A 12,200-nucleotide genomic window follows, 5' to 3' on the forward strand; every position below is an offset into this window, starting at 1 on the left:
GGTGCGAATCGAGGCGCATCCGAGGGAGCATAGCAACGCGCTCTGTGACCGAGGATGCAACGAAGACCCGCACCGGAAAATGCCCTTGCCCGAAGGGTTATGGCCGCGATGGCGCATCTCCATCGTCGTCGGCTCGGTCACAGAACACCCTGGCTATGCTCCCTCGCCGACTCCTCGGATCTGCGGCCATCGGGGCCATAACGATCGGTGCATGGACTCCTCCAGAGCTTCCCTAGCCCGCTGTAGCGAAGAGCGGACCCCGTTGGCGGCACACGACCGGCAACGTAACGATGATATGGCTTCCCAGGCCCGGCAATCGTTCGACGCGCACGTCGCGGGCGAGCATGGAAATGAGATAGAGTCCGCGCCCGGACTCCGCCCACACGTTTGCCGGCAGCGACGGACGATAATCGAACCCCGGGCCTTTGTCGATCACGTGCAGCACGATCTCGTCGCCGCGCCGCTCGAGCGAGACGCTGAGCGGTCCGGGCGCGTGGCGTACCGCATTGCCGATCAATTCGGCGAAGATCAAACCGCAGGTCGAGAGTTCTTCATCGTCGGGTTCGCAGAGGCTGAAGAGGCTGTGGAAATATTCCTCGCGCATCGTGTACGCCGAGCGCGAGTCGGCCGCTTCGAATTGCCAGCGCATCTCGCCGCGCCCAAAGTTGACGACGATGATCGCGATGTCGTCACGCGGCGCCTGATCGGCGATCGCGCGCTCGATGAATTCGGCCGGGTTGGCGGCGTGCTGCACGGCGTCGGTTGAAAGCACGCTTTCGAGCATCGCTTCGCCCCCGAGGATATCGCGATTGATCTCCACCACGCCGTCGGTGTAGAGCACGAGCATGCTCTGCTCCGGACAGCATTCGCGATGCAAATCGAAACTGACGTTGCGGAATGCGCCGAGCGGAGCCGACGGCGACTTCAGCTGCCGGACTTCGCCGCTCGGCAAACGCAAGAGCGGCGGCGCATGCCCGGCGGAAACGTAGCGCAGGACGCGCGTGTCCGGATCGATGATTCCGATGAAGGCGCTCGCGAGACGTTCGCCCTCCTCGGAAAGCAAGAGCCGGTTGCACATGCCGGCGATCGTCTTCGGATCGTGCGAATCCAAGGCGGCGACGCGAATCGCCTGACGCATCATTACCATCAGCCGCGCGGCTTCGATGCCCTTACCGGTGACGTCGCCGATCGTAATGACGATCTCACCGCGCTCGTTCTCGAACGCATCGTACCAGTCGCCGCCGATGTCCGCCTCGGTAGAACCGGGACGATAGTGGGCACTGACCTCGAGGCCGGCGCGTGTCGGAAAGCGGCTGGGCAAGAACGCGCGCTGCAGGGTTTCGGCGACATACTGTTCGCGGTGATATTGCTTGGCATTCGCCACGGCGAGGCCGGCGCGGCGCCCGAGTTCGATCGCGAACTCGAGATCGAGCCGGTCGAATTCGTCTTCTTGGCGGGTCCGTACGAAGGTGAGCGCACCGAAGATCGCGCCTTGCGCGACGACCGGCACGACGATCTTCGAACGATAGCCCAACCGGCGCATGTACTGCTCGTGCTGGCGGGAGGCGGCATGCCGGCGCATCGTCGACTCTTCGATGTGCGGGAGAAAGAACGGCTGGCCGCTGCGCACCACCCGCACGACCGGGTGCACGCCGAATTCTTCGACGTAGAGGAGGCTGCCGGCGCCGGCGACGGCCTCTTGCTTCGCGGGGTCGCGATGCGCGGCGGAGGTGACGAAAAGGCGCTCCGACCGCTCGTCGATCAGATCGAACAGGCAGATATCGGAAAACGACTCGATCGCCAGATGTGCGACGTTATCGAGCGTTGCATTGACGTCGAGCGACTGGTGAAAGATCTCACCGGCGCGTACGAGTAATTGGAGTCGCGCTTGATCGCGATTCTCGCGGTGGGTCATCTTTAGATGAGTATGCACACTTCCGGCGGGCGCTAATCAACTAAAGCAAACCAAGCATGCGGTCCTTTACTGCAGGCCACTCGGCCGCAACGATCGAGTACCGGGCCGAGTCGCGGGGCGTGTAGTCGACCGCGAGCCGATGCGCGCGGAGCAGCCCTTCGAACCGCGCGCCGAGGCGCTCGATCGCCGCGCGCGAGCGCGTGTTACGGGCATCGGTGTGAAAGGCAACGGCGCGCACCCGCCAGGTTTCGAAGGCGTGGGTAAGCATCAGGAATTTGGCTTCGGTGTTGGCGGCGGTGCGGATTGCATCGGGTGCGAGCCAGGTGTAGCCGATCTCGCACGTATCGTAGGCGCTCGTGCCGGCCGGATGGTCCGCGGGCCACGCCCACCGTTCGAGATTGAAGAAGCGCGTCGCGCCGACGACGGTGTCGTCGTGTTGGCGGATCGTTGCGAACGGAACGGCGCGGCCCTGCACTGCGAGCGCAAGCGCGTCCGCGACGTAGCGCCGCATCTGCGCTTCACCCTGCGGAACAAAACTCCACGCGTAGAGGTCGCCCGCGCCGGCACCCGCCGCAATCAGCGGTTCGACGTGCCGGCGGTCGAGCGGTTCGAGGCGCACGTGAGATCCGGATAAGACGATAGCGGCGCTGTTCATCGCAGACAGCGTAGCAGATGGGGACAATAGCTTTATTGCCGGACGCCTTGCGGCTCCAGGGCGATGGCGATGTAGTCGCGACTCCCGAGGCCGCTTTGCGACGCGCGCTCGAAATCCGGCAGCACGCAATCCAACGTCGGCATCGCCACCTGCAGCGATGCCGCCGCTTCCCGTGCGAGCCGAAGATCTTTGAGCAGTGCGTCGAGCGCGAAGCGCGGTTCGCTATCGCGATCGAGCAGCTGCTGACGCTTGGAACCGGCGATCCGTCCGAACGCACCGGTCAGCGATTCTACTGCCAGCGTGCGCTCGACGCCGCCGCGATCGCAGAACGCGAGCAGCTCGGCCAACGTTTCGCCGACGATCCCGATGATCGTATTGTTCGCGAGTTTCAGCACGCCGCTCGCGCGCGGACTGCCGGTGTAGATCACCGTCTTTCCGAGTGACTCCAGCAGCGGACGCGCGCGTTCGTACGTCGCTTGGGGGCCGCTCGGCAGAATGGTGATCGATCCGTCTGCGACCGCGCCGACGCTGCCGAGTACCGGTGCGGCGAGAAACTCGATTTCGCGCGCCGTCGCGGCGCTCTCCAGCGTCTCGTACATCGCCGGCGAGAGCGTCGACATTTCGATCACGAGCTGCTTCGCATGCGCTGCCGGAATCACACGGCCGAGCGTGACCTCGCGCGCGACCTCATCGCCCCATAACATCACGATGACGGTGTCGACCGCCGACACCAGCGCCTCGATCGGGCCGGGTGCCGTGGTTCGATCCCAGGTGGAGACCGGGTAGCCGTGCGCGGTGAGGCTGCGCGCGATCGCGCCGCCCATCTTTCCAAGGCCGACGACGCCGATCGAATTCATGATGCGGTCACCGCTTGCGGCGGCGCCATGAACTCCGGGCCGACCGGATCGGTGATTTCTTCGGCGAGAATGCGGTCGATCTCGGCCTTGGTGCCGGCGTCCAGCGAAAAATCGAAGACACCCGAAATCGGATCGACCTGATCCGGACGGCGCGCGCCCCAGAGCGCGGCGCCGACGCCCGGCTGGTCGAGCACCCAGCGCAACGCGAGATGAATCACGCGTTTGCCGAAGCGCGCCTGCGCGAGTTCGTCGAGCCGCGCGACCGCGCGTAGGTACTGTTCGTAACGCGGCGGCTGGAACTTTGGATCCGTGCGCCGCAGATCGTCGCCGCTGAACGCCGTGCCGGTGCGCATCTTGCCGCTGAGCAGTCCGCGGCAGAGCGCGCCGTAGGTGAGCGCGGTCAGCTCGTGCGCCACGCCGTACGGAAGCGCGTCTTTTTCGGCTTCGCGCTCGAAGAGATTGTACGGGGGCTGGAGCGTGTGCAGCGTTGCATAGCGCGAAAACTCATCCATTTGCGCCGGTGAGAAGTTGCTCACGCCGATCGCGCGGATCTTGCCGGCATCGTGGAGCGCCTGCATCGCCTTTGCGGTTTCTTCCATGGGTGTCGAGGGATCCGGCCAGTGCACCTGATAGATATCGATGTAATCGGTTTGCAGGCGGCGCAGCGAGCCGTCTATTTCCTCATTGATGCGTGCGGCCGACGCGTTGCGGTGCACGTTGCCGTGTTCGTCCCATACGAGGCCGACTTTCGTTGCGATCACGGTGCGATCGCGCCGGCCCTTGAGCGCACGTCCTACGACTTCTTCGGAGTGACCTTGCCCGTAGGCCGGCGCGGTGTCGACCAGCGTAATGCCGGCGTCGAGCGCCCGTTGGATCGTCGCCACCGCCGCGTCGTCGTCGGGGCCGCCCCACATCCAGCCGCCGATCGCCCAGGTGCCCAGTCCGATGCGTGAAGCGCGAATATCGGTATTGCGTACTTGCGTGAATTCCATCGCCGCTTACCTTTCTGATCTAGACGATCGGTTCAATCGCGAAGATTTCGTCGATGGTTGCGCCGTCGAACGCGTAAGCAAGCAACCCGGCGGTGACGCAGTTCGCGACCAGGCGCGGACGGAAGGCGGCAATGCAGGTACCGTTGGCGACGCGGACGCTGCGGTAGACGATACCGTCGACGACGTTGGCGGCATAGAGCGGCAGGGCGTAGGCTTGCGCGGCGGCATAGTTCGCCGGGTCCGGATCGTAGATGGCGTCGGTTGCAGGCCGCGCGCGGATGTCGTCGTAGGCGCCGCGGACGTCGGCGCGCAGGACGCGCTTGTACAGAACGGTCGCGGGTGTGTTCGTGTAGGTGAGAAAGCGTGCGGTGTGATAGGCCGACTCCGCGATCGCGGTGCGCTCTTCGAAGGCGGCGTAGTAGACGCCGTAGCTGCCGTCGGTGAAGCGGCTCGCGCCCGAATAGGCGAATGAGGCGATCACGATTTCATTGCGGGGCTTTGAGACCGCCTCGATCTCGTCGAGCGCGCCGCGATCGGTGACGGAGGGAAGGCGGTCGGCGATGCGCTCTTCGTTGCGGCGATGGGCGATCACGCGAAACGTGCGCTTTTTGCGGAAGCGCGCTACCATCCGCGTTCGGCGTCGAGGTAGGCGCGCACCGCGGATAGACTTTCGAACGAGCCGTCGAGCAGAAGATCTTTCGCGCTCTTGCCCTTGAAGAGCGGGTGCGCGTTGGGCTTCGCAATCCAAGCGTCGGCGAGCGATGCATCGGGAAGGAGGATGTTGATCGCCTTGAAGATGCCGAGCAGCATCGAGATGCGCTGCAGCGTGTCGTAGGAGAGCAGGGCGGAGTCCGGATCGCGCATGTATTTGGTGTAGGTCGACTGCGGAAGCACGCCGAGGAGAATGCGCTGCTCGATCGGAGCGAGCTTCCAGTGCGCCGCGATGTCTTTGAAGGCGCGGATCGCGGTGGGCGAGAGCGCTTTGAGTTTGCCCGGGGAGCGCGCGAACTCGATGGCGGAGGGCGCCGGGGCCAGAGTGGTCATCTGCTCATTATAGCAGGCTAGTTCGTTACACGCTAGATATGGCGGCTGTCCCTCGACTACGTTTCGCGGAGCCTGTCCTGAGCGAGCGCAGCGAGTCGAAGGGCTCGGGATGACAAAGCGCGGGATGTGACGTGACCGAACAAGCGACGTGCTATCATTTGGGGATGCGACTCATGCTACTCATCTGCGCGCTCTTCGCGGCACTAAGCGCCCCCGCGCTGGCCATCACGCTGACACGGGTGATCATCACCAACACCACCGACGCGTGTGTCTATTACACCGCGCAGGAGGCGGACGTCAAAGGCACGCAAGGTTTCGGGCCGATCCGCGCTCACCGGACCGAGGACTATATCTGGCATACCAAACAATCCCCCGCCCGCGAATACTACCTCGAATGGACGGCGAACGATTGCAAAAGCAATCGCGTCCTCTACAAGGATTTCGAAATCCTCGCTAGCGGGCGGATCCATCATCTGACACTACGCAAGGTCGGTTCACGCTACGTCATGGATCAAAGTCCCGGCTGACGGATGGGGGCTGTCCCGACTACGCTTCGCGGAGCCTGTCCTGAGCGAGCGCAGCGAGTCGAAGGGCTCAGGATGACAAAGCGCCTACGGGATGACAAAGGGGGGACAGCACCGTGAACGATATTACCGGCCCGTGGCATGATCTCGACCTCTCGCGCTGGGCGCCCACCAAGCAGTCGTTGCATTTGGTCGCGCAGATGCTCGGCAAGGTACGGCTAGCGCTTTCGCCGCCGCAGCCGAATTGGATGTTTACCGCGCTGTATCTCACGCCGCGCGGATTGACCACGGGGTCGATCCCGTGCGACTACTCGTCGATCGAGTGCGTGCTGGACGTTCACGATTCGAGCATCGTAATTCTCAAGAGCGACGGGTGCACGCGGACGATTCCGTTGTTGCCGCCGCGCGCCGCGGCCGAGGTCTACGCCGAGCTTTCGGCGGCCTTGAAAGAGCTGAACGTGGAGTGCTACATCCCGCCGGTGCCGCAGGAAGTCCCCGACACGACGCCCCTGAACGAAGACCGCCGGGTACGCGACTACGATCCTCGCGCCGCGCTGCGCTGGTTTGAGACCTTCACCGCGGTGACGGGAGTCTTCGAGCGCTGGCGCAGCCGCTTCTTCGGACGAAACGGGATCCAACTGTGGTGGGGCGCGTTTGACGTATCGTTGATGCTCTTCAGTGGAGAGCACGTGGCGCCGCCGACGGATCGGGGGTACTTGATGAAGTACGACCTCGATGCGGAGCTGATGAACGTTGGGCTGTATCTCGGCGATGAGAAGACGGCGCCGTTCTTCTACGGCTACATCTATCCCGAACCGAACGGCGCGCCGTCGTTGCCGATTCACCCCCCGAGCGCATCCTGGTCGGTGCAGTTACACGAATGGGTGCTTCCGTACGGCGAGGTTCGCGCATCGAGCGATCCGGAGGCGGCGATTCGCGCGTTCATCGATGCGATCTACGCGCAGTGCTTCGATGCGGCGCGATGGAAGCGGGATGCGCATACCTACGATCCGCCGAAAACGTACGTTTGGGGGAAATAGCTAACTTCGGCGCGCATGGAGCGTTGATGCGAACGCTAACCCTGATTCTGTGCCTCGTTATCGTCACAGTTATCCCGGCTCGTGCGGCGAACCCGTCGCCCGCACCAAGCGCGACGCCGGAGGCGCTGCCTCCTTCGCATACAGCCGACGCCGTTACCAAGCACTCGATTCAGCTCGACGGGAAAACGCTCAACTACACGGCGCGCGCCGGCACGATCGAACTGCGCAATGCCGACGAGAAACCGACGGCGCAGATGTTCTACGTCGCGTATACACTCGACGGCGCGGCGCCCGATCGGCGCCCGGTTACATTCTTTTACAACGGCGGACCCGGCAGTTCGACGATGTGGCTGCACATGGGCTCGTTCGCGCCCGTGCGTATCGAAACGAGCAACGGTACGCCGACCGGACCTCCGCCTTACCGTATCGTCGACAATACCGACTCGCTGCTCGACGCGACCGATCTCGTCTTCATCGACATGCCCGACAGCGGTTTCGGCCGCATCGTCGGCGCCGGCACGACAAAGGAATTCTTCGGCGTCGATCAGGACGTGCGCGCCTTCGCACAGTTCATCACCCGCTACATCACCGACTTCGACCGGTGGAACTCGCCGAAATTTCTCTACGGCGAGAGCTACGGCACGACGCGCTCGGCCGCGCTGGTCGACCTGTTGCAGCGGCAGGGTATCTCGATGAACGGCGTCGTGCTGCAGTCGAGCTATCTGAACGCCGGCGTCGACATTCCCGACTCCGGCATCACCAAGGGCGGTGACGATTGGCCCTTCGCGTTCTATCTGCCGACGGAAGCGGCGACGGCATGGTACCATCACGCGCTGCCGAACCGGCAGCCGGCGCTGCAGCCGTTTCTGGCCGAGGTAACGAGCTTCGCGATGGGCGAGTACATGGACGCGCTGGCGCAAGGTGCCGCACTGCCGGCTTCGCAGATGAACGACGTCGTCGCCAAGCTCCACCGCTACACCGGAATGCCGGAGCAATACATTCGCAATTCCGATTTGCGCGTGCCGTACTGGAGTTTCGAGAACGAGCTGCTGCGCGACCAGGGCATCATCGTCGGCCGTCTCGACGGGCGGTATCAGACCTACACCACGGATCGGTTGGCGACCTCGCCGCCATGGGACCCAACCGAGTCGGCGATCAGCGGCCCATTTACCACCGCGGTGAACGAATACGTTCGCCAGACGCTCGGATATAAAACGCCGCTTCTCTACCGTTCGCAGATATACGGCATCATCGCGAAAGCAAACAACGGCGAAGGCTGGGACGAGAGCCACCGCGGCTTACCCGTTACCGACGTGACGCCCGACCTCGCCGAGGCGATGACACAGAATCCAAGCCTGAAGATCTTCTCGGCGAACGGCTACTTCGATTTTGCCACGCCCTATCTGGAAACGGTGTACGTGCTCAATCACCTCAGCATCGAACGCGCGCTGCAAAGCAACATCACCTACGGCTTCTACGACTCGGGGCATATGATTTATCTCCAACCGCAGGCACGGCACCGACTACACGACGACTTGGAGCGCTGGTATGCCGCCACGCTGACGGGGCACTGATTCGATGCGCATCTCCGCTTTTGCACTGGTCCTCGTCGCGGCGGTAACTCTCGCTGCAGCGCCGAAGCCGCCGCCGATCCCGAACGTTGCCGACGCGGTGACGCAGCATTCGATCGTCCTGGGCGGAAAGCGTATCGCCTATACCGCTCGCGCCGGAACGATCACGCTGCGCGATGACGACCGTCGCCCGCTGGCGACGATGTTCTATACCGCGTATACGGCCGACGGCGTTTCGGCCCGGAAGCGCCCGATCACGTTCTTCTACAACGGCGGACCCGGCAGCTCGACGATCTGGCTGCGCATGGGTTCCTTCGGTCCGGTTCGTGCCGACATCGCCCCGAACGGCGGCATCACGCCGCCCGCGCCGTTTCGCCTGGTCGATAATCACTACTCGCTGCTCGATACGAGCGACCTGGTCTTCATCGACATGGCCGCCAGCGGATACGGGCGCATCGAACCGGGCGCCGATGCAAAGGAAGTCTTCGGCAGCGACAACGACGCGAATATGTTCGCGCAGTTCATCACCCAATATCTCACGCGCTTCGATCGCTGGAACTCGCCGAAGTTCCTCTACGGAGAATCCTACGGTACGCCGCGCTCCGCTCTGCTCGTCAACTACTTGCAAAACGAAGGCGTGAGCATCAACGGCGTCGTGCTGCAGTCCTCGATCCTCAATTTTTCGCTCGCTTCGCGCGATACGTACGGCGGGGCCGACACCGACGACTGGCAGTACGTGTTCTACTTCGCGACCGAGGCCGCGACCGCGTGGTACTACCACCTCGTTCCCGGCGCGCCGCGCGATCTCGATGCGTACATGCGCGAGGTCGAACGCTTCGCGATGGGCGACTACCGCCGCGCCCTGCTGCAGGGCGCACAGCTGCCGCCGGCGAGCTTCGATGCGATGGTTTCGCGGCTCCATCACTACCTCGGGGTCCCCGAGCGATTCATCCGCAACGCCAACCTGCGCATCTCGGGCGAGCAATACATCGCCGAAGTGCGCCGCCGGCAAGGCGAATCGGTCGGGGTCTACGACGCGCGCTACCGGCTCTTCGAGCTCGATCGCGCGGAAGAGTATCCGCAGCTCACCCCGAGCAACGCGTCGATCGAGGGCCCATACCTCGCCCTCCAGCAAGACTACTTTCGCAACCAGCTGCACTACGTGACGCCGCTGTCCTACCGGCTCGGCGCCTACGCGGTGATCGCGAAGAGCGGCCCGTGGAATTATCGGCATCTCGATACCGTGCCGCTCAACACCGCGCCCGATTTGGCCGAAGCGATGACCTTCAATCCGCATCTGCGCATCTTTTCGGCGAACGGCTATTTCGACGAGGTCACCCCGTTTCTCGCGACCGTCTACACGCTCAATCACCTGGGGATCGTTCCGGCGCTGCAATCGAACATCACCTATGGTTTTTATCCCTCCGGGCACATGATCTACCTGAACGTCGACGCGCTACGGAGTTATCACGACGACTTGGAGCGCTGGTACCGGGCGACCCTCGAGGAACGTTGAGCTAGGGCGTAAATGACGAAGGACCGTCGCCGCTGCGATGGACCCGCGACGGAAATCGCCGGAAGGCCTTCACGATTTACTCGATAAGCGTGAACTCCGGCAACTTCTTCGATGCGGGCCGATCAAAGGTCGCGGTACAGGATGCGCCGGAGCGCCGATTGGTGGTTGCAATCAGCGCATCGGAAAAGTCGATACCACCTTTGCGATAATGCTCAAGCGCAGCGCGCACCTCCGGCGCATCCTCAACCGTAAAAGTCGCCGTCGCGAGGAGGCCGGTCACAGCTATTGCAATCTGCTCGCGGCTGTACTCGTAGAGCGATTGTAGAACCCAGGCAACTTCCGCGAGAACAACACGGTTGACGAGCGCCGGGGTGTCCGGCGCGCAATGTTTGGTAAGATACGCCTTTGCGAGAGCGAGCTGTTTCGAGTCGTCCTTGGCGATCAATCGAACGAGGACGTTAGTATCAATCGCGATCACGCATTTCGTCCCGCGCGCTTACGAATCGCTTCGTTCATTTCTTCAACCGTATGCTTGCGTGGCGACGGCGGGAGTAGCGCCGAGAATTGGTCGAGCGTCAGCGTGGCCGGAGTAAGATACACCCGCGTCCCCTCCGCGACGTACTCGATGCGGTCCCCTGGTTGGAGATGGAGTAAATCTCGGACCTCTTTTGGGAGCGTCGTCTGTCCCTTGCTCGTGAGCGTTGAGGATGGCACAAAATATCTCCTTACCTAATGTAAGGATACATCAGGCGAGGTAAGGCGTCAACAGTGGAGCTCAGGATGCCAGGTCACCGGGGCCGAAGCGGGCGCGTTGATGGATCGTATGCGTGCTGCCATGGTGGGACTGCTCGTCGCCTTGTGCGCGACCGTGACCCCCGCCCGGGCGCAGGAAGCGCTCTCGGACGCGTGGTGGACGGGGCCGATGCTGGCGCCCAGTGCGAACACGCTGCCGCGCGGACATGTGCTCGTGGAACCGTACCTCTACGACATGATGCAGTACGGCAGCTACGATCGCGGCGGCAAACTCACACCCGCGCAGCACGCGAACGATCTCGGTTCGTTCGCCTACCTCATCTACGGTTTGACCGATCGCGTCAGCGTGGGTCTGATCCCGATCCTCGGTTACAACACCGGCGGTGGCGCGCCGAGCAGCAGCGGGATCGGCTTCGGCGACCTCGGCGTGCTGGCACAGTACCGGCTCACCCAATACCATCTCGGGAGCTGGGTGCCGATCACCGCGATCGCGGTTCAAGAAACGCTTCCCACCGGAGCCTACGACAACTTAGGTAACAATCCGAACGACGGGTTCGGAAGCGGCGTCTCCTCCACCAAAGTCTCGTTCTACATGCAAACCTATGCCTGGATGCCGAACGGCCGCATCCTGCGCTTGCGCTTGAATCTCTCGCAGTCGCTCTCCGGACGCACGAACGTCAACGGCGCCAGCGTCTACGGGACGAGTACGGGATTTCGCGGAACGGCCAAGCCGGGCGGAACGACCACGCTCGACGCCGCGGGCGAGTACAGCATCACCCGCAACTGGGTCATCGCCTCCGATCTGGTCTACACGTACGGCGGCGATACGACCGTCAACGGAACGAGCGGCTTCGTGGACCTAGGCGATAGCCATTCGTTCGCCTTCGCACCGGCGCTCGAGTACAACTGGACGGCGAATGCCGGGATCCTCTTTGGAGTGCGCTTCTTTCCTGCCGGCCGAAATACGAGCGCATCGATCACACCCGCAATCGCGATCAATATGGTACGGTAGCACCGTTCTTTAGAAAGGAAGCCATTGGAGCGCCAGGACGGCGTGTAACCGCCTGCACGAGCGCAGTGAGTTGTGGTGGCAAGGCGGAGCCGTGAAGCCACGAGCAGGCCGAACCTGCAACGAGGTGATTGCCAGGCGTATGGCATTGATAGTCGCTAGACTCGAGGAAGCATGAAACGCATCGAACGCGTGCGGCTGTATCCCACGTTCCGTCAGGCGGAGCGCCTTCGCTTTGCGCTGAACGTCACGCGGGAACTGTACAACGCGCTGCTCCAAGAGCGTCGCGACGCATACCGTCTGCGTAAGGTGAAGATTTCTGCC

12 protein-coding genes are annotated in these 12,200 nt (G+C 63.1%); 5 read left to right on the forward strand and 7 right to left on the reverse strand.

Features of this window, described 5'->3' with window-relative positions:
* Positions 1–232: 232 nt before the first annotated feature.
* The 6 genes from VMF11_05810 to VMF11_05835 are packed head-to-tail and all read right to left on the reverse strand — an operon-like array spanning position 233 to position 5,463.
* Entirely contained in the window at positions 233–1,933 is a 1,701-nt protein-coding gene (locus tag VMF11_05810) for a SpoIIE family protein phosphatase (protein HTU69818.1), read from the reverse strand.
* A gap of 22 nt (positions 1,934–1,955) precedes the next feature.
* A complete protein-coding gene (locus VMF11_05815) occupies positions 1,956–2,570 on the reverse strand; it encodes a GNAT family protein (protein HTU69819.1) in 615 nt (204 codons plus the stop codon).
* A 32-nt stretch (positions 2,571–2,602) separates the two neighbouring features.
* Complete coding sequence (locus VMF11_05820; protein HTU69820.1) at positions 2,603–3,427, reverse strand: NAD(P)-dependent oxidoreductase; 825 nt, start codon at positions 3,425–3,427, stop codon at positions 2,603–2,605.
* Entirely contained in the window at positions 3,424–4,419 is a 996-nt protein-coding gene (locus VMF11_05825) for an aldo/keto reductase (GenBank protein HTU69821.1), read from the reverse strand. The genes VMF11_05820 and VMF11_05825 overlap by 4 nt, the downstream gene beginning before the upstream one ends.
* Before the next feature lie 19 nt (positions 4,420–4,438).
* Positions 4,439–5,047, reverse strand: a complete 609-nt coding sequence (locus VMF11_05830; GenBank protein ID HTU69822.1) for an RES family NAD+ phosphorylase — start codon at positions 5,045–5,047, stop codon at positions 4,439–4,441.
* On the reverse strand, positions 5,041–5,463 hold the full coding sequence (locus tag VMF11_05835) for an antitoxin Xre-like helix-turn-helix domain-containing protein (GenBank protein HTU69823.1): 423 nt from the start codon (positions 5,461–5,463) through the stop codon (positions 5,041–5,043). The genes VMF11_05830 and VMF11_05835 overlap by 7 nt, the downstream gene beginning before the upstream one ends.
* 164 nt (positions 5,464–5,627) lie before the next feature.
* Here VMF11_05835 and VMF11_05840 point away from each other — a divergent pair, with 164 nt between their 5' ends.
* The 4 genes from VMF11_05840 (at position 5,628) to VMF11_05855 (ending at position 10,114) form a co-directional block, all read left to right on the forward strand.
* The gene (locus tag VMF11_05840; protein HTU69824.1) at positions 5,628–5,990 is read left to right on the forward strand and encodes a hypothetical protein; all 363 of its coding nucleotides are present in this window, start codon (positions 5,628–5,630) and stop codon (positions 5,988–5,990) included.
* 113 nt (positions 5,991–6,103) lie between these two features.
* Positions 6,104–7,027, forward strand: coding sequence for a DUF5996 family protein (locus VMF11_05845; protein ID HTU69825.1), 924 nt, complete (start codon positions 6,104–6,106; stop codon positions 7,025–7,027).
* A gap of 26 nt (positions 7,028–7,053) precedes the next feature.
* Complete coding sequence (locus VMF11_05850; GenBank protein HTU69826.1) at positions 7,054–8,601, forward strand: hypothetical protein; 1,548 nt, start codon at positions 7,054–7,056, stop codon at positions 8,599–8,601.
* Positions 8,602–8,605: 4 nt separating this feature from the next.
* Positions 8,606–10,114, forward strand: a complete 1,509-nt coding sequence (locus VMF11_05855; protein ID HTU69827.1) for a hypothetical protein — start codon at positions 8,606–8,608, stop codon at positions 10,112–10,114.
* A 76-nt stretch (positions 10,115–10,190) separates the two neighbouring features.
* Here the strand turns inward: VMF11_05855 and VMF11_05860 are convergent, their stop codons facing one another.
* On the reverse strand, positions 10,191–10,592 hold the full coding sequence (locus tag VMF11_05860; protein HTU69828.1) for a type II toxin-antitoxin system VapC family toxin: 402 nt from the start codon (positions 10,590–10,592) through the stop codon (positions 10,191–10,193).
* A 336-nt stretch (positions 10,593–10,928) separates the two neighbouring features.
* On the opposite strand from VMF11_05860, the gene VMF11_05865 reads away from it, so the two are divergent.
* Positions 10,929–11,879: a hypothetical protein gene (locus VMF11_05865; GenBank protein HTU69829.1), complete on the forward strand. Its 951-nt coding sequence runs from the start codon at positions 10,929–10,931 to the stop codon at positions 11,877–11,879.
* Positions 11,880–12,200: the final 321 nt, after the last annotated feature.

The sequence above is a fragment of the Candidatus Baltobacteraceae bacterium genome, from assembly GCA_035502855.1.
Taxonomy (GTDB): Bacteria; Vulcanimicrobiota; Vulcanimicrobiia; order Vulcanimicrobiales; family Vulcanimicrobiaceae; genus Aquilonibacter.

Bases quoted from the DNA above. Each gene is read 5' to 3' on its own strand.
- VMF11_05820 (HTU69820.1), bottom strand. From the start codon at position 3,427: ATGAATTCGATCGGCGTCGTCGGCCTTGGAAAGATGGGCGGCGCGATC.
- VMF11_05850 (HTU69826.1), top strand. From the start codon at position 7,054: ATGCGAACGCTAACCCTGATTCTGTGCCTCGTTATCGTCACAGTTATC.
- VMF11_05865 (HTU69829.1), top strand. From the start codon at position 10,929: ATGGATCGTATGCGTGCTGCCATGGTGGGACTGCTCGTCGCCTTGTGC.
- VMF11_05830 (HTU69822.1), bottom strand. From the start codon at position 5,047: ATGGTAGCGCGCTTCCGCAAAAAGCGCACGTTTCGCGTGATCGCCCAT.
- VMF11_05855 (HTU69827.1), top strand. From the start codon at position 8,606: ATGCGCATCTCCGCTTTTGCACTGGTCCTCGTCGCGGCGGTAACTCTC.
- VMF11_05815 (HTU69819.1), bottom strand. From the start codon at position 2,570: ATGAACAGCGCCGCTATCGTCTTATCCGGATCTCACGTGCGCCTCGAA.
- VMF11_05825 (HTU69821.1), bottom strand. From the start codon at position 4,419: ATGGAATTCACGCAAGTACGCAATACCGATATTCGCGCTTCACGCATC.
- VMF11_05835 (HTU69823.1), bottom strand. From the start codon at position 5,463: ATGACCACTCTGGCCCCGGCGCCCTCCGCCATCGAGTTCGCGCGCTCC.
- VMF11_05840 (HTU69824.1), top strand. From the start codon at position 5,628: ATGCGACTCATGCTACTCATCTGCGCGCTCTTCGCGGCACTAAGCGCC.